The 18,085-nt window shown below is 41.0% G+C and carries 17 protein-coding genes; 4 read left to right on the top strand and 13 right to left on the bottom strand.

The window, feature by feature from the left end; genetic code table 11:
- Window positions 1–104: 104 nt before the first annotated feature.
- Window positions 105–2,462: a mechanosensitive ion channel family protein gene (locus AC1XUO_RS21880; protein WP_483331914.1), complete on the top strand. Its 2,358-nt coding sequence runs from the start codon at window positions 105–107 to the stop codon at window positions 2,460–2,462.
- 12 nt (window positions 2,463–2,474) lie between these two features.
- Here AC1XUO_RS21880 and AC1XUO_RS21875 read toward each other — a convergent pair whose 3' ends face one another.
- Entirely contained in the window at window positions 2,475–3,038 is a 564-nt protein-coding gene (locus tag AC1XUO_RS21875; protein ID WP_483331913.1) for a DUF4468 domain-containing protein, read from the bottom strand.
- Window positions 3,039–3,081: 43 nt separating this feature from the next.
- A complete protein-coding gene (gene ytxJ, locus AC1XUO_RS21870; RefSeq protein ID WP_483331912.1) occupies window positions 3,082–3,423 on the bottom strand; it encodes a bacillithiol system redox-active protein YtxJ in 342 nt (113 codons plus the stop codon).
- A 334-nt stretch (window positions 3,424–3,757) separates the two neighbouring features.
- On the opposite strand from ytxJ, the gene AC1XUO_RS21865 reads away from it, so the two are divergent.
- Window positions 3,758–4,366 (top strand): gluconate 2-dehydrogenase subunit 3 family protein, encoded by a 609-nt coding sequence (locus tag AC1XUO_RS21865; protein ID WP_483331911.1) that lies wholly within the window; start codon window positions 3,758–3,760, stop codon window positions 4,364–4,366.
- A 12-nt stretch (window positions 4,367–4,378) separates the two neighbouring features.
- The gene (locus AC1XUO_RS21860) at window positions 4,379–6,094 is read left to right on the top strand and encodes a GMC oxidoreductase (RefSeq protein WP_483331910.1); all 1,716 of its coding nucleotides are present in this window, start codon (window positions 4,379–4,381) and stop codon (window positions 6,092–6,094) included.
- Between the two features lie 58 nt (window positions 6,095–6,152).
- Here AC1XUO_RS21860 and AC1XUO_RS21855 read toward each other — a convergent pair whose 3' ends face one another.
- The 3 genes from AC1XUO_RS21855 to AC1XUO_RS21845 are packed head-to-tail and all read right to left on the bottom strand — an operon-like array spanning window position 6,153 to window position 7,972.
- The gene (locus tag AC1XUO_RS21855; RefSeq protein ID WP_483331909.1) at window positions 6,153–7,052 is read right to left on the bottom strand and encodes a winged helix-turn-helix domain-containing protein; all 900 of its coding nucleotides are present in this window, start codon (window positions 7,050–7,052) and stop codon (window positions 6,153–6,155) included.
- Between the two features lie 37 nt (window positions 7,053–7,089).
- Window positions 7,090–7,545 carry a hypothetical protein gene (locus tag AC1XUO_RS21850; protein WP_483331908.1) on the bottom strand — a complete coding sequence of 152 codons (456 nt, stop codon included), beginning with the start codon at window positions 7,543–7,545 and terminating at the stop codon, window positions 7,090–7,092.
- 16 nt (window positions 7,546–7,561) lie between these two features.
- A complete protein-coding gene (locus tag AC1XUO_RS21845) occupies window positions 7,562–7,972 on the bottom strand; it encodes a hypothetical protein (RefSeq protein WP_483331907.1) in 411 nt (136 codons plus the stop codon).
- A 227-nt stretch (window positions 7,973–8,199) separates the two neighbouring features.
- Here AC1XUO_RS21845 and AC1XUO_RS21840 point away from each other — a divergent pair, with 227 nt between their 5' ends.
- On the top strand, window positions 8,200–8,685 hold the full coding sequence (locus AC1XUO_RS21840; protein WP_483331906.1) for a TlpA family protein disulfide reductase: 486 nt from the start codon (window positions 8,200–8,202) through the stop codon (window positions 8,683–8,685).
- Between the two features lie 104 nt (window positions 8,686–8,789).
- On the opposite strand, the gene AC1XUO_RS21835 is transcribed toward AC1XUO_RS21840, so the two are convergent.
- From AC1XUO_RS21835 to AC1XUO_RS21800, 8 genes are all read right to left on the bottom strand, one after another.
- Window positions 8,790–9,173, bottom strand: coding sequence for a DUF3037 domain-containing protein (locus AC1XUO_RS21835; protein ID WP_483331905.1), 384 nt, complete (start codon window positions 9,171–9,173; stop codon window positions 8,790–8,792).
- On the bottom strand, window positions 9,151–9,948 hold the full coding sequence (locus AC1XUO_RS21830) for a HipA family kinase (RefSeq protein ID WP_483331904.1): 798 nt from the start codon (window positions 9,946–9,948) through the stop codon (window positions 9,151–9,153). The genes AC1XUO_RS21835 and AC1XUO_RS21830 overlap by 23 nt, the downstream gene beginning before the upstream one ends.
- Before the next feature lie 271 nt (window positions 9,949–10,219).
- On the bottom strand, window positions 10,220–10,792 hold the full coding sequence (locus AC1XUO_RS21825) for a hypothetical protein (protein WP_483331903.1): 573 nt from the start codon (window positions 10,790–10,792) through the stop codon (window positions 10,220–10,222).
- A 100-nt stretch (window positions 10,793–10,892) separates the two neighbouring features.
- Entirely contained in the window at window positions 10,893–12,563 is a 1,671-nt protein-coding gene (locus AC1XUO_RS21820) for a hypothetical protein (protein WP_483331902.1), read from the bottom strand.
- A gap of 28 nt (window positions 12,564–12,591) precedes the next feature.
- Window positions 12,592–14,808 (bottom strand): hypothetical protein, encoded by a 2,217-nt coding sequence (locus AC1XUO_RS21815; RefSeq protein ID WP_483331901.1) that lies wholly within the window; start codon window positions 14,806–14,808, stop codon window positions 12,592–12,594.
- On the bottom strand, window positions 14,801–16,018 hold the full coding sequence (locus tag AC1XUO_RS21810) for a BatA domain-containing protein (protein ID WP_483331900.1): 1,218 nt from the start codon (window positions 16,016–16,018) through the stop codon (window positions 14,801–14,803). The genes AC1XUO_RS21815 and AC1XUO_RS21810 overlap by 8 nt, the downstream gene beginning before the upstream one ends.
- Window positions 16,018–16,926, bottom strand: coding sequence for a DUF58 domain-containing protein (locus tag AC1XUO_RS21805; RefSeq protein WP_483331899.1), 909 nt, complete (start codon window positions 16,924–16,926; stop codon window positions 16,018–16,020). Before AC1XUO_RS21805 ends, AC1XUO_RS21810 begins: the two co-directional genes overlap by 1 nt.
- Window positions 16,927–17,099: 173 nt before the next feature.
- Complete coding sequence (locus AC1XUO_RS21800; RefSeq protein ID WP_483331898.1) at window positions 17,100–18,083, bottom strand: AAA family ATPase; 984 nt, start codon at window positions 18,081–18,083, stop codon at window positions 17,100–17,102.
- Window positions 18,084–18,085: the final 2 nt, after the last annotated feature.

The raw sequence follows: 18,085 nt of genomic DNA, 5'->3' as shown, positions 1-18,085 counted from the left end.
TTTAAAATTACAGATATTGCAGACAAAAAAGCGTAATTGCAATAACAAACCGTATCAGGCATGTTATTTGCAGGTTTGCCGCATCTGTTAATTTTAAAATTGATATGAAGAAATTCATTATATCTAAATATTTCAAATCTAATCAGCACTTCCGTACTGCATTATTTTTCCTTCTAATTATTCCTTGTGAAATATTATGGGCGCAAAATAAACCAATAGCCATCGATTCCAGTGTGGTTATTCCCGATACCTTATTATTTCGTTTAGAAAAGTATCAGGCCGCAATAACCCAGATGAATGGTGCCAATAAAAAGGGCTACGATGGACCAAATATCAGACAGGATTTAAACCAAATTCAACGAAACGTCGCTCAGATTGATTCTGCGATGCAGTTAAATAAAACAATTCCTGACAACAAAACCCTTTTAAATTATCGTCTGATGCTCACCGATGCCGAGACAAAAACGGCCATGTGGCGAAAATCCCTTTCCAAATATAATGCTGAGTTGCAACGTATGTCGGAGGAGGTTATTCAGTTTGGGAGAGATTCGCTCCTGATGGTTGATGTTGGAGACACCACCCAGCGAAAATTATATAAATCACAAATAGACGAATTGAGAGTCCGGCTGCAAAACACAGGAAAGATCACTGTGGCAAATCTTGATACCGTCAGCCGATTGCTTGCAGATGCTTCCACAATTTATTTTCGCACTATTGACTTACAAACCGTAGTGGATGATTATGTGAGGGAATCTGGAAGGAACGTTTTGAGCAAGGAATATAATTATCTCTGGAATGCGCCGAAAACCAGCAATTCTGACAACATCGGGACATTAATCAAAACGTCCTACGTCGGGCAGGACAAAATATTACGCTACTTCTTTAACTCAACCTGGGATAACCGGATTTTTTTATTGATCCTGTGTGCCATATTTTTCTGGTGGGTCTATATCAATTTCCGCCTGGCTTCACAACCAAAACTTGCGGCCGATATCGGCGAATTACCGTTCAATTATATAGCCAGAATTCCGCTACTCTCGACACTTGTCGTATTTTTTAATCTTACACCGCTATTCGAACCTGACTCACCTTCCATCTATATCGAACTGAATCAGTTTCTGCTATTGATAACGCTGAGCATATTTTTATACAGACGCATACCCAAAAGCCAGCTACGTGTATGGTTCACAATTTTAGGCTTATACATTCTCGTTATTTTCACAAACGCATTCGTCAACGAGTCGCTTCTGCTGCGTTCTTTATTGATTCTGTTGAACGCCATATCTATTTATTTCGGTATCTGGCTTTATCGAAAAATGCAGGAAGCTAAGTTCCATAAAAAGTTTATCAAACCGGTAGTTGTCATTTTCGTTATACTTAACATTTTAGCCATTTTATTAAATGCCTTAGGAAGAATTAGTCTGGCAAAATCATTCCACTTAACAGCGATCAGCGGATTGGTTCAGATTTTAAGTCTGGCCGTTTTTGTACAGATTGTTGCAGAAGCTATGGAGTTACAGATCCGGGTAAGTTCCTGCTCAGGAGGCATTTTCTCTCGAATCAATGTGGCGAGCAGCCGTTCCAAGTTCCGAAAAATGCTCTCATTTATTTCAGTTTTATTATGGGTTCTGGTGTTCGCGATCAATTTGAATATTATCGATACCATCCAAAATCTGTTGCAGGAACTGCTTTTGAAGCCCCGTACTTTTGGAAATATTACATTCTCCTTAGGCAATATTCTTTTTTTCGCCGTTATCCTTTATCTCTCCAATATTCTCCAAAAAAATATCGGGATCCTGTTTGGAGAATCTGATAACAGTTTTGGGAATAATACGGTAGGAAAAAATTCAAAACTGGCGCTTATCCGTTTGGTCATCATCGTCATAGGATTTCTTTTCGCCATTACTGCTTCCGGCGTTCCACTCGATAAAATAACGGTTTTGATTGGAGCACTGGGAGTCGGGATTGGACTTGGCCTCCAAAATATTATCAACAATTTCGTTTCCGGAATTATCCTGATTTTTGAAAAACCTTTCAATATCGGAGATTATATTGAGTTGGCTGACAAGAAGGGAAAAGTGCTTGATATTGGTATCAGATCCAGCAAAATGCTGACTTCCCAGGGCTCGCGGGTGATCATCCCCAACGGGGATCTGCTGTCGGGGAGACTGACAAATTATACTCAGAAAAATTCGCAGCTTAAAAGCGAGATCGTTTTCAAGGTAAACGTCGAATCCGATCTTGATCTTGTAAAAAAGCTGATAACCGAAACTATCGGGAAGTCAGAAGACATTATAAAAAATGCACCAAGTCAGATTTTAGTCAACAGTATCGGAGCTGATCATGTGGAACTAAAAGTTCTGGTATGGGTAAAAAGCGTCTACATAGAACCTGTTTTTAAAAGTTATGTGCTGGAAACACTTTACCGGAGTTTTAAAGAAAACAATATCAAGGTGATGTAACAATCGCCTTGATCAATTTTCTGAACCCGCGATCATCATTTGTTTCAGCGAAGCCATTAAGCCGTAAACTGCATCATTGACGCTGTTATTATCAGATCTCATTTCATTAAGTTCATTCTCAGCCAGGGCTTTCTGTTTACGGTTGGATTCTGTTTTGACCAAAACCGACTTCTCCTGAATTTCGTCATTTTGTCTTTTCCCAAGGCGTTTGATCGTTTGGCTTTTGGCAATCCCTTCCAGATCTGTCATCAAAACAGAATACTTATTATCCTGACAATCAATGGAAATTGTTAAACGGAGATATTCATAGGCCGCACTGGATATCGGCGCATAAGTGTTAAGCACCAATTTTCCATTTGACCGGTCTTCTTTGACCACTGCGTTTTCATAGTTCCCGAATGTTTTAACAACCCACTTTTGCGCATTCGAAAAAAGTACATCTCTGGAATGCTGCACCGCGCCAACATCAGAATATACTGCATTGTTCTTGCTGTCCAGAGGCAAAATGCCTTCCTGCCCAAAACTCATATAATTAACCGAAGTAAGTAACAGGAAGGCAACCAAAATTCTTTTCACGCGCAAATAGTTAGTGTGGGAAACTGAACAGAAATGACAAAACCTATGCCTCTGTCAAAGCGTTTATTTTTTTAACAATATCCTTCAAAACGATACTTTCATGGGAAATATTAAAAATACACGCTCCGTCTTTCACGATTAAAACCTGAGGTGATTCGTGTTTGACAGCAAAAGTTTTAGCGATAAGGCCAGAAACTTCGCGGTCCTGAATTACGTCCACAATATGAAATGGAATGCTATAATCTGACTCCGCACCCGATTTCATATTTCTGAAAGCCATTAAGCTTGTCATGCAGCGCGGGCTATGTTTATAAATTAGGGAATATTCGTTGGCATTAAAAAGTTCTTGAACGTCTGCTTCTGATTTTACTGATTTCCAGTTCATGCTTAAAAATTCTAATTTCTAATTTGGTTAACAAAGTAACAACAAATAACTGCGGTTTGCAGTTTAAAAATATTATAAATAAATACAAAAACTGCCATAAAAACTACCTGCAACGCCTTTTTGGCAACCTGTTCCCATACTTCAAGCGGACTTTTCAATTTGTTTAAGTATTTCGAACAAAGGACAATCTTTAAGTATCAATGAGTGCCTGATCGTCAGTGCATTCAGCTGTTTAAGAATACTTTATCCATCCTATTCTGATTGATATATTTAAAAATCAGTCATTTTGGAATTGTTCTGATAATCACAATACAGAAAAATAAATTGATAACCGATGAAGAGAAGAGATGCCATAAAAAGTGTTGCGCTCATGCTTGGCGGAACATTTTCGGCGCCGACACTGCTGGCAATGAATCAGTGGCAAAATCCTGAAACAAGCCTGGCGCTACCTGTTGAATTCGTCGTGACAGACAATCAAAAACTGATCATTGCAGAAGTTGCAGAAATCATTATTCCCAAAACCAGCACACCCGGAGCGAAGGATGTTGGAGTGCCTGCTTTTATTGTGATGATGCTTAAAGACTGCTACAAAATTCCCGAACAAGTCAGCTTTTTGGAAGGGGTCAAAAATTTGGAACAAAAGGATTTTCTTTCCCTGACCACGTCACAGAAAACCGAAATGCTAAAACAAGTGGAAAGTGATACCGTTGACCAAATGAAGGCATATCAGGTGCAGCAAACCAAGATGGGCGACAATGAAGATCGTGAACAGATGTCGGCGCAGGCGAAGGGTCTCCCCTATTGGCGTCTGATGAAAGAACTTACCTTGCTGGGGTATTTCACTTCGGAAGAAGGACTAAAATCATCTTTCGATTATGTACCGATTCCCGGAAAACTGGAAATGATCAAGTTGAAACCCAATCAGAAATCTTTCGCATACTAACGTCGGATCACCATGAATTTAAATCTAAAATCAGATAAAACACATACGTTCGATGCCATCGTAATCGGTTCGGGAATGACCGGAGGCATGGCCGCAAAGGAACTTACCGAACGCGGATTGCAGGTTTTAATGCTCGAACGCGGGCGCGAAGTGAAACATATTGAAGACTACGATACTGCTATGAAAGGCCCCTGGGAATTTGATCACCGGGGAAAGGTTTCGATCCAGTCGGCAGAAGAATATTGGGCAAACAGCCGGTTCGGAAGTTTGGCGAATGAGGAAACAGCCGAGTTTTTTACGGACGACAAGAAAAATCCATACATAGAAAAACGTCCCTTTGACTGGATCAGGGCCTATCACACTGGCGGAAAATCCATGCACTGGGGACGGCAGTCTTACCGGATGAATAAAAATGATTTTGAGGCTAATGCAAAAGAGGGAATCGCGATCGACTGGCCGATACGTTACGAAGATCTCGAACCTTGGTATGCACATGTTGAAAAATTTGTAGGTATCAGCGGGCAGGCCGAAGGATGGGAAGTATTGCCCGATGGTCATTATCTGCCAGCAATGCCGATGAGTGCGCCGGAAGCGTATTTTAAGGACACGATGATGAAAAAACTGAACCGACCGGTTACGATCGGACGGGTTGCCAATCTTACCAAACCGCAGCCCTGGCATACCGAATTAGGCCGGGCATCGTGCCAATACCGAAGCAAATGTTCCCGGGGATGTCCTTATGGAGGCTATTACAGTTCTTTGTCAGGATCCATTCCGGCTGCTCGGAAAACCCAGAAACTGACCGTTTTGCATGATACTATCGCCAGAGAAATTATTTATGACGAAAAAACGAAAAAAGCAAAAGGTGTCCGTGTGATCAAACAGAACACCATGGCTGTTGAAGAGTTTTATGCAAAAATTATTTTTCTAAACGCAGGTTCAATGAACTCTGCTGCCTTGCTTCTTAACTCAAAATCTTCCCGTTTTCCGAACGGACTGGGCAACGACAGCGACCAGGTTGGGCGAAATATTATGGACCATCATCTTGGTGTTGGTGCAAACGCGACTGTCGATGGATTTGAGAACGACTATATTTTTGGACAACGACCAAACGCGCTTTACATTCCCAGATTCCGAAACTGGGGAAATGATAAAAAAGATTTTCTTCGTGGTTATGGATATCAGGGTGGCGCAAGCAAAAGTGACTGGAAACGGGGTATCACGACCGATGGCTTCGGGGCAAGTTTCAAAGAAGATATGACAAGGCCAGGAACCTGGACGATGGGTTTTGGCGGTTTTGGAGAAATACTCCCGGATCCTTCCAACAGGATGTTTCTGGATAAAGACAAAAAGGATAAATGGGGAATTCCAATGATTGTTTTTGACGCAGCTTTTGGGGAAAACGAACTGACCATGCGTAAAGATATGATGGCTTCGGCCGTAGAAATGCTTGATGCCGCGGGTTTTAAAAATATCTCAGGATTTAACCGGACAGACACGCATCCGGGATTGGGAATTCACGATATGGGAACGGCAAGAATGGGGAAAGATCCGAAAACTTCGGTGCTGAATAAATTCAACCAGATCCATGATTGTAAAAACGTATTTGTTACGGATGGCGCCGCGATGGTTTCTTCTTCTTGCGTAAATCCATCAATCACTTATATGGCGATGACTGCAAGGTCAGCTAACCATGCGGTTGAAGAATTGAAAAAACAGAATTTGTAATATACCGTTTTGAAGAAAAAAATCACACAGTCAGATTTTGTAGGCTGACTGCGTGATTTTACATGGTTACCTCCATCCGGTAACCTATGCCATGAACCGCGGCGATTTTTACCTTTGCATCTTCGGCCAACATTTTCCTCAGCCTCGAAACAAAAACATCAACACTTCTGCCTACAATTATCCCTTCATCTTCCCAAACCGATTTTAGAATGAAATCGCGTTCCAGAATTTTATTTTGATTATTGGTAAACAGGTGGAGAAGCTTCGCTTCCCTGTATGTCAGATTATAAGTTTTACTTTCTGAAATCAGAATTAAATTGGTCATATTCAAAACAGAACTTCCGAAAATTATATTGTTGTCAATTTCATCGTGAAGTGGATCACTAACCGAATTAGTTTCCTTCTTGTTTCTTTTCCAAACAATCAAACCCAATCCTGCAAGCAAACTTCCGACTGGGAAAATCCACCAGTTACTGGTTGCAGACGCGGTTTTTTCTTCCGGATAAAAACTTACCTGCACAACATAACAACCGGCTTCCAACTTTCTTCCACTGCATGGCACGCCTTCTTTTTCATTTAAATCCTGAAAACTATAACCCAGAATAATCGCGCTGTTTTCGCAATGGAGTACTGAAACATTGTAGCCCTGATCTATTCCGTGGATTTTTAATGATTTCTGTAATAAATCGGGCAGCTTGTCATAATCAAAAAGTTTATCAATCCTTACAGAAAATGTGTTTGCGTCCAACTGTTGAACCGGCGTAATCACGGATGTAGAATCTCCATTTTCAACAAGTAAGAGATGAGCCGTTCGCCGCAAAGCAAGATTTACTTTTTCAGAAAACCGGACAGAATCATTGTTTCCGCTCACGTTTTCAAGCGCAGAAAATATCAGAAAAGTCATCACTAAAAAAGTGACTGTCGCGGTTGTTTTCGGTCTGACAGCTCTTAAATTCATCCTTTTAAAATTATATCATAAATTCGACAAAGCTGAATTAACATCCTCCCTTGTTTTTATTCAAAAATGGAAACCAGTTAAATGCCGGGAAAAGCATAGAATAACTAACATATATTATTTTTCTAGCCGAAACATTCGTTTTGTCCGCAGGTTCAATAATGATATCATCCCCCAATTTCGCCGATTCTAAAATCTGACTCAAATCAATACTACGGACTGAAAAATTATGTGCATAGGCATTTACATCGACGATTTTTCCAGCTCGTCTAAGATAAGCGAAAAATGGCAATCCGGTTCTCGTGCCCGACTTGGAATTTATTTCGATCAATGTCAAACGCCCATTTCTTATGTGAACAAAGTTTCCCGGTTCTACCGATTTTCCATTAAGAAGCAATGAAATATCATTGATGTTATTATTTGGTAAAGCATCGGAAATTGAAACTGTCGATATATAGATCAGAATGATCAAGAATCGCGGAATATGGTTTTTCATGTGTTTCAAATTAATTTTATAAAACAAGAATTTCATTATGTGGTAAAGCATATTGGCTATCCGTCGTGACCAAAACAATGTGATCTCCCTTTTCACATTTTTTCAGTACATTTTGAATACTGATCTCGCTGAAATCCAGGGCAGAAAATAAAGTCAGCATGTTCGTTCTTTTATCCCGGATTGCTACTTTAAAATGTATTTTCTCAATCGCCCTTGTCTGCGTCGGGCTACTTATTTCAGCCGTACATACGGTCAGCATACCCATGGCATTGGCGGCAAGTTCACTTTTGCCATTGTCACCATACGCACTGGCCACCATTTTATTATTTAGAAACACTGCCGAACAATTGCCAAAAGCTTTTTGTCCGAATGAAATTCTGCTGCTCATCAGCAGCAACGCGATTACCAAAAGTCTGTCTTTTCTCATGATTTGTTGTTTTAAATGTAAATGAATTAAACTCCGAATGCATGACTAAAAGTAGAGAAGCCAAACTTTGCTTTGGTAAAAGGCATGTAAAACATTGTAATGGAAATGTAAATGGGGGGAAGTTTTTTGCTAAATGATGCTTTAAATAAGGAAAGTCTTTCCGTTAGATCAATTTTACGTATCAAAAAGAATCCTATCTTGCAGCTTTGTTATAAATCATAATTCAGATGTCTAAAAAAATAATTCCTCTCTTCTTATTCATACTCCTCTCGGCTTCTGCATTTAGTCAGACGGGCATTGGTATCAAAAAAATTGCTCCGTTTCAGATGACGCTGACAAACGGAAAACCTTACAATTTTGCACAATTAAAACCGGGTCCGGTTGTCCTAATGTATTTTTCTCCCGACTGTGACCATTGTCAGGATTTTACAAAAGCATTACTGAAAAACTACACGGTCATTAGTAACAAGCAACTGGTAATGGTTACTTTTCAGTCGATGGAAATGATCAAAAAGTTTGAAAAAGACTACAATCTTGCTGCATATCCAAACATCAAAATCGGGACAGAAGGAACCTCTTACCTGGTACAGAAATATTATCAGATAAGATCATTTCCCTACATCGCGATGTACGATAAAAATGGAAAACACGTCAGAACTTTTGAAGGAGAACAGCCTTATACCGAGATTTTCAAGGCTTTAAAATCTTTCTAAGCAAATCTTGGAGGATAAAAGAGCTTCGCCAAAACTGTTCGGCGAAGCTTTTTTTTGGTTCTTAATATACAACGATCAGAAGATTTGTTGATCAATCCGTTAGCTTAAAGCACCAACTGATTGAATAACTGATCCAAAGTTTCTCCGGCATTTTTACAAAAACCGGGATGAACTTTTGAGGTTTGCACAACGGTACTGCGCGTTGCCGTTAACCAGCGAAAACGAGAAGCTATTGGCAAACTTCCAATTGGCCCGGATTTCGTTCCGCCGATACATATTTTGTTCAATGAAAATAAATATTCTTCCAATTCGGAGATGTCCAGAGAGCCGGAAAAAGCACGAAGACGGCCCAAGTCGAGATTAAATTTACTCTGTAAAAATCCTTGCTTCTGACAATAAAGGATCACGCCAACATTTAGAAATTCTTCACGTTCGACTCTGGGTACGACGCGGATGACGGCGTACTCAAATAAGTGATGTTCTTGCATTCTGCGCTTCTTTTACAAATACTTCCGATACTGAAACTCTTGAAATTAAAAACCGGGCGTAAGCCTGGCGGTGCTCTTCTGCGGTTTCAAAAGGAGCATCACGCAGCAGCCAGTCGTCCGGGATGAGCGAACAAATTGAATAAATGAGATCGTCCGTTAAGATCTCCCGGAAAAGCGCATCGACAACTTCCAGTTCACTTGCTTGCTTCAACAAAACATGATCCTTAACCTGCATGAAAGGTCGTTTTGCCTGTTCTTCCCAATTTGTCCACGAATGGTGAAAATACAACGCCGCGCCATGATCAATCAACCACAATTCTTTGTGCCACATCAGCATATTTGTATTTCTCGCCGTTCTGTCCACGTTTGTCAAAAGGCAGTCGAGCCATACAATTTGAGACGCCAGTTTTGAATCGACAGTCGTCACCTGGGCGTCGAAAGTGATTGCTCCGGACAAGTAATGCATGGCCAGGTTAAGGCCTGTACTTGCCTTCAAAAGATCCTGAATTTCTTCATCCGGTTCGGTCATACCAAACATTTCATCCAGATTTGCGAAAACTATTTCCGGAATTCTAAGTCCCAAAGCGCGGGCAATCTCTCCACCAATTATTTCTGAAATAAGCGCTTTGACGCCTTGTCCGGCACCCCGGAATTTTAAGACGTAAAGAAAGTCATCATCTGCCTCAGCGATGGCAGGCAGTGAACCACCTTCACGCAGAGGTGTGACATAACGTATTACATTGACGGTTCTTAGTTGAGGTCCGTTTTTAATCATATTATTATCATTTCGAAATTACATGAGATACGTATCCATACGTGAATAGCAGTATTTCGTGAATATAAAAGTAGTTGTTTTTGAATTTATAATGACAAGAATGACGATTGGATGGCAGGTGCATAACCAATTTTTTAGGTTATATTTCGGTGCGCTGCACCTATGAGAGAGTTCTAGTCTCACTGCTTGCTACAAATATTTCGGTGCTCTGCACCGTATCCCAGAAAAGAGTAACACCAAAACAATATTTGTAGAAAGAAAAATGTAAATTTCAAAGCAAGGTGCAACGCACCAAATTATTTGTAGCAACAAAAAGGCAAATTTCAAAGCAATGTACAGCGCACAGGAATTTTTGTAGCAAAAAATAGGCAAGCCCCAAATGCAAGGTGCAGCGCACCGGAATATTTGTAGCAAAAATAGGCAAGCTCCAAATGCAAGGTGCAGAGCACCGGAATATTTGCAGCAAAAGTAGGCAAGCTCCAAATGCAAGGTGCAGCGCACCGGAACACTTGTAGCAAAAAATAGGCAAGCCCCAAATGCAAGGTGCAGCGCACAGGAATATTTGTAGCAAAAATAGGCAAGCTCCAAATGCAAGGTGCAGCGCACGGGAATATTTATAGCAAAAAATAGGCAAGCCCCAAATGCAAGGTGCAGCGCACCGGAATATTTGTAGCAAAAAATAGGCAAGCCCCAAATGCAAGGTGCAGCGCACCGGAATATTTGTAGCAAAAAATAGGCAAGCCCCAAATGCAAGGTGCAGCGCACCGGAATATTTGCAGCAAAAATAGGCACGCTCCAAATGCAAGGTGCAGCGCACCGGAATATTTGTAGCAAGAATAGGCAAGCTCCAAATGCAAGGTGCAGAGCACCGGAATATTTGTAGCAATAATAGGCAAGCTCCAAATGCAAGGTGCAGCGCACCGGAATATTTGTAGCAACAGCCGTTAATTAAACTTCGGCTCCAACCAAACCGCGGTAAAACAAACCATGATAGCCAGAAACCATATCCAATCCGGCATACGGCTCTCATCCAATGGCTGAGATTTTGGATCCAATAATTTTGCTGAATCTGAAAGATTGGATTGAAGATCTGCCCGGGCATTCACAAAACCTTCAACTTGTTTGCGTTGGTAAACAGAATTGAAATTCAAACTATCATTTACCAAAATTTCAGAATCCTCTGCGAACGGCATCCAGGATGGTTCCTTAGGAATGAAAAGTGCATCTGCTGTTCGGCTATTGATCGTGGAATAATTCAAAAAAACGGTATCTTTTCCAATCGCCAGTGACTTTGAATTTTCTGTTAGATTATTAAGTCTCAGTACTGTTTGAATGTTTTTATAAACCGGTGCTGCAACTTCAATATTTGTCTTGTAAGTCGGGTGAATAGCAGCTAGAACAGAAGTCCAGAAATTTCCGTAAAGTAAACTGTCACCATTCAGCATAGTAGGAAAAGTCTCATTTAATAAGCTCACAGCAACCTTCCCAACACCTTTTTCAATAGCAACAGGATATTTTGGCAAAGGAATATAGCTATTTGATTTAGCGAAGTCGAATGGCAATTTTGTCAATTCAGCCGTTACAGGCAAAACCTCCTCATTTGAGATTTTTTTAATCCTCAACCTCGTTCCTAAGGCGGAATTAATAGAAGCAATTTCGGTTGAAGGATCGGTAAGATTTATAAATAAAATACTCTTTCCTGCATCATAAGCTTTTTTAACTTCAGCCGTTCGTGCGTTTTTTGGATCGGTGACGATGATGTCCGGATTCCCTTTTTTATTAATGGTAAGGTTGCTGCGAATATCTTTTGAAAGGTTGGTAGAAATTTCAACAGCATGACCTTGATTTGCAAGCCAGGATGCCAATGTTTTGCTTTCGAAATCGGGATTATCCAATATGAATTTGACCGTCAAAGGTGACAGTGACTGAGCAAAAAAACCAATTTCTCCGAGATTCTCGTCGCCCAAGAATAAATTTACCTTTGTCCGCTTCTCTGTAAATACCGGAAACGTCAGACTGAAATATTGCTGTCCTTTTTCAAGTTTTAAACTGTCCAAAACCTGCGCACCGAATTTGACTTTAATCCATTGGACATCAGAAAAATTGAGAACTCCCATAATTTTCTGAAGCTGGCCTTTTCTTAGTATACCTTTCCATGAAATGGACTGTATCTGATTTTCTGGAAAATAAGGAATCCAGTTTACACGACTTTTGGTCGGTAAGTACTGGCTGAGCCTCGCAAAAAAAGATGGACTAAAATCCTGCCCCACTAAAGTGAGCGTGTCAATATCTCTTCCTTTATAATTACTTTCTGAAAAAACTTTACTTACCCGCAAACTGTCTTTTATCCTGGCAATTTCTTTCTCAGGAACATCATTGCCAACAACCAGAATTTTGTTTGATATGACGTTTGATTTAAAAATTGGTTGAAAGATAAATGCAGCGATAACCAGCCATAATAAAAGGTTTAGCCCGATTTTGACATTCAGTCTTTGTCTGAAAACTTGCCCTGAGCTCCGCGACAGAAGCCTGGCCTGTAAGCCGCCAAAAAGAAAAAGAAGGAGGACCAGTACCAGGTTGAGCGGAGCTGACCAGTCAAAATCAAATGCAATCATACGTTGTCACCGGGTCGGATTCACCCGATTATTTAAGTTTCTTCCAGAATATATTTTCCAGCTTTTTTTCACTGGCATAAGAACGGGTACTTTGTAAACCAGTTCCGGCCCGCTTATAAAGTTCCGTTTTTAACTGCTGTTTTTCTTTTGCCGAAATCATTTTTCCACTAATCAACTTCTGCAAAGAACCAAGTACCGGCCAGTTTTGCATCCCGCCGTTAAACGGACCGCTGTTTATTAATTGATTTGATAACTGAGTTCCGGCAATTTGAAATTTAGCTTGTTGCGCCACACTCAATTTTTCATATTCCAGATAACCCAAAACTTCGGCTACCAATTGCTCTGTCCGGATTTTGTCAACCGTTTTTTCCTGATTAAAACTCTTGCTTAAATCAGTCAGTTCTCCGCTTAACCGCTTCTCCTTTTCTTTGATCGGAGGCGGGTCGTAGCTGCTTTTTTTCACAAATGCACGCGCTTTATGCTGCGCCTGTTTCAGGTATTCGAGTGCTTTATTTTCAAATGGCAAGGCCTTTTCCGGTTCATACATGCGTAAATGCAGCTCCGACTGCCACATTTGCTCCAAAGCCATTTTCAGTAAACTCTTCGTCGACTGTTCATGAAACGTGTTTACTTCTGCGTCGTCATGGGCATGCACATATTGCTCCATAAGTTCTGCGATGGCGTCTTTCGAACCTGCGTCAGCGTGACTTTCATGTACATGCTGATGCTCCTCAGGTTGTGACTTCCGGTTTTCCGACGCCTCTCCTTCGGAATCTGACTTATGCGTGAATTTATCCAGGATATTTTCCTGGTGACCTTCGTCGTGTGGCGCATCGCCTCCCCCGCCGCCAATATTTTGTTCAAATTCTTCTCCCAAAAACTGACCATAGCGTAACCGTAAAACTTTCTGGTCAAAGCCGATTTCATTCGACACACTATTAAATTCTTCCTTTTTAATTTTCTTGCGTCTGGCAATCAGTTTTTCAGTATCGATGATAATCTGGCGCTGACTTCTGAAATATTCCGGAACTGTGTTGACCGACATCGTTGCAAGCTCCGATTCCTCAACCTGGGCAGTATCCTTGTAAACAATAAAATAAGTATCCGATTTTGAGAAATTGGCTTCCGGCTCTCTGTTGTCGATGGCTGCCCAATAATAATAGAGCTCATCTCCGGGAGTAAAATCCAATGCTTTCAGATCGATGGATTGAGTCAGTTTCGCCTCCTTGAAATTGGCAGGTGAAAGTGGAATTTTCATTTCCCGAAATTTGACATTTTCGCCGGATCCACGTGCCAGAGTCGCAACGATAAAAGCTTGTTTCACCTTGAAGTCGTCTGAAATCTTTGCTGATACTTGTATCGTTTTATTGTCTTTTAAAAAATGATACTGATACAATTCTTTTGAATCTGGTTCTATTTTTGGAGTCAGATCCGGCCTCGCTTCCAGTTTGTAAAAGTCTGATTGATATACTAATGAATCTTTCCAATACGCCTTGATCGAATAAAGCCCTGAACCAGCCAACTTATCCTGATATGAAAATAATCCGTTCGTTTTCTTAAATAACTGCTCATCTCCGCGACTGTTAGCCAACCGAACTGACAAATTTTCCTGATAGCTGAAGGTAACATCCCATTTTAAAAATGAGCCAGAAATTGCACTGACGTTCAAATCTTCGCTTTTTGTATTCGGCAAGCCCGTGTATACTGGTGGAATTATACTGACAGACGCTGATTCAAAAGCAGGCGGAATTGATACAATTGCCTTCTCTCCATTTTTCGTTTTATTTAAGATATCACCGGGACTATTCGTGGAAAAGTTAAGTTGCGGATATAGGTTATAAAAAACAAGTGAGAACAGAAACATGACCGCATAGATCATTGTTCCATCATACAAATTCCGGAAGTGAAAACTTCTAGCGGAAATGTTTTTATTAAGCCTTTCCAGCTGTAATTGTTCAGCAATATTGAGTTCCTTCTTTTCCAGCAAATGAAGACTGTACTCCGACTCATCTACGGTTCTGTGTATCCAGATTATGGCCTGAGGTTTTTTACTTTGGTACAACTTCGTCAAATAAGCGCCGATACAAAGCCCGACTAATCCTGCAATAACGGGGACAACGACAGATGATTTCTCAAAAACAGATGCCAGGACAAACGCCGAAACAGCCAGCAACATACACCTGATGAAGGCGTTTGCATAGAGCTGCGCAGTTACAGAATTAATTATTTTTTTTAGCTCATGCATAACTTTTCTGGATCGTTTTCTTCAACGCCATCCAGCGTTCAAGAATTAGTAAGATTAGAAAAATAACCAAAAACCAGGATCTCAGATTACCTTCAACATTTCCTTCCAGAGGTTTTGCCCGAACGAAGAGCGAATTAATCTGCTGATTACTTAAAATTCCATTTGACTCGCCAAGATCAAAATGTTTGATTAGTAAGTCTCCAAGATATTCAGGCAATTGCCCCGAATTCACCATTTCTGATGTTTGAATCCGAAGCGAGTCGGCTAAGACAGCAACGTTGAGATGATTGTCAGGTAACCACCCGGTATTATTTCCTGAAAATACATAAAGCACATCCGGATTAATCTTTTCAATTTTCTGGTCCGTCAATATCCAGTCATATTGCTTATTGGCATTGGCTACCTCATCAATTTGAAAGGGCAAAGAATAAACTGCTCCAAGAGCGCCTATGGCTGCTTGCACCGTCTGACGTTCAGCCTTGTCTTTATAGTCAATTAAAATTTTTAATTTTCCTGAATGCGCAGGATAGGACGCCAGTTTTGGTAAATTCACAGACTTTGCATCTGACGTATTCAATTGTCCTTTGTAGACAAAAAGCTTTCTGTCATCTCCTAAATCCAGGTAATTGTGAATATAATTTTGCGAAGAATCAATGGCTGTGTGTATCGTGTAGTCGCCGGGTATGTAAGTTTTTGGCTGATCGAATATTTTCTGGTTATTCAACAAGTATATATCTAGCTTTGCACCGGGCTTGCCTACTTTATTAACAACATCCTGCAAATACCGGATCCCGCTGTTCTCTTGATTTGTAACAGACATTATATCCTCTATTTCTTCGCTAGAGGCATTTATCCAGTAGACCTTTTCTCCCTTCTTCAATGCTTCTTCCAGTTCAAACCGAAAGTTGTCAGCCAGATAAACTGATGGCTCGACCAAATGAATCCTTTCTGAATGCTCTGATTTTTTAAACCATTCCAAAACCGGCTGGGTCATCAAAAACACGAGGAGCAAAACCAACAGGCAGCGAACAATTAACAGCGGCAGGTCATCGAGGCGGAAACCACGGCTTTGCTGCTGGCTTTTGTCAATCAGCCATTGCATAGCGGCCCAGTCCAATTCTTTACCTTTTTTTTGATGCCAAAAATGGATAAAAACGGGAATGACAATTGCCAGAGCGCCCCAAAACATGAAAGGTTGTAAAAAAGTCATCAGCCCTTTCTTTTCGTTAAAAATTCTTTTAAAACCATCCCCAACGGATCGCTTAGTCGCGCCTGAACCAGATTTACATACGGAATACGAAGTTCTTCTTCCAGCATATCAAAATATGCCCTTGATGATTTCCGGAATTCATCCCGCACCGCTTCCGCCTGCAATTCGATTTCTTTTCCCGTTTCAAGATCGCGAAAACGGTAGAATCCATTCAGATTAAAATCCACCTCATGATCTCCTAAAATCTGAAAAATAACAATTTCCCGCCGCGGACTTGCGATAGATTTGATCAAAGTCAGCCACTCCTCGCCCACTTGAAGAAAGTCCGTAACAAAAACCAGTTGTTCTTTACTTTTTGTAGCAAATTCAGGAAACTGTAATTTTCCACTATCTGCATTAGCCGATCGCCATGCTCCTGATGCCAATGTTTTTTGCAGGCTAAACAAAATTTTATTGAACGCCTGTTTCCCGGAAGTCGAAGCGCCACTGGCCAGGCTGTTCACTTTCCCGTCCTGCAAAGCATATAAACTCATCTGATCGTTCTGGATATATCCTAAATATGCGAGCGATGCGATCAGTAGTTTCGCATATTCCAGACGACTCATACCATTTTCAGCATAATTCATCGATCCGGAAAGGTCAAGCAAAAAGCGGATCTGACGATTACTCTCAGCCGACGATTCTTTTACCAAATGTTTATCCGTTCTGGCAAACAATTTCCAATCGATGCGTTTTGGATCATCACCGGGCTCATAATGCCTATACTGCTCGAATTCTGTCCCCATACCCGATCGTTTGCTCGCATGAACACCGAGCATAAGTTCTTCACTCACCAGTTTTCCAACCAGTTGAAGATTCCCGAGTTTGATCAGATCGGCGGCAAGAAGACCAGTACGTTTCTGGGACATAGTTTTTGGGCTTTCGGCGGTCGGTAATCGGCTGACAGATTTTGGCGTAATAAAAGTGATGGCTTAACTAATATTTCTAGTTTAAAATATAGCTTTCGGCGGTCAGCTGTCGGCTGTCAGATTTTGGCGATCAGAAGCCGAATTATCAGCAAGCCGAAAGCCGACCACCGAAGTTATCTTAGGTTTTTAATTAAATCTGCAATCACATCATCCGATGTAATATTCTCTGCTTCTGCCCGGAAATTCATCGAAATCCTGTGTCTTAATATGGGATAGGCAAGCGTATGAATATCTTCCGGAATTACAGAAAACCTTTCATTCAGAACAGCTCTCCCTTTTGCACAAAGTACAAGCGCCTGCCCCGCTCTCGGACCCGCGCCCCAATCACACCATTGTTTTACATAAGCCGACGGACTTCCATCCGGCCTTGTAGCACGTACCAGCCTATTGATAAAACTGATCTGATCATCACTGATATGGACCTGTCGTGTCAGTTTTTGAAGCTGAACGATATCGATATCATTTAAGATCCGGTCAATTTCGACACTCTGGAAACCGGTCGTATTTTTCAAAACATCCAGCTCTTCCTGCTCGCTGGGGTAGCTAAGTTTGATATATAATAAAAATCGGTCAAGCTGAGCTTCCGGCAGCGGATATGTTCCGGATTGCTCGATCGGATTTTGAGTAGCAATGATTAAAAACGGATTTGGTAAAGCATAATTTGTCCCGGCATAGGTAACACTTTTTTCCTGCATGGCTTCTAAAAGGGCAGCCTGCGTTTTAGGCGGAGTTCGGTTGATTTCATCTGCGAGCACCACATTGGCAAAAATCGGCCCCTGGTTAAACTTGAAAAACTTCTTGCCCGTATCGTGGTCTTCTTCAAGAATTTCTGTTCCGACAATATCTCCGGGCATCAAGTCAGGTGTGAACTGAATCCGTTTGAAACTCATATGAAGAGCCTCCGACATCGTTTTCACCATCAGTGTTTTTGCAAGTCCCGGCACGCCTTCAAGCAAACAATGGCCGCCAGCCAAAAGAGAAATCAGAATTTCATTGATTGCATCTTCCTGCCCTACAATCACTTTTCCTATCTCTTTTTTAAGAAGTGGCAACTTGGCCACCAACGCTTTATAATGGGTTAGTTCCTGTGTTTCCAATC

It is taken from the genome of Dyadobacter sp. HNCC25DJ186 (genome assembly GCF_056895235.1).
This window is presented reverse-complemented; position numbering and strand designations above follow the sequence as displayed.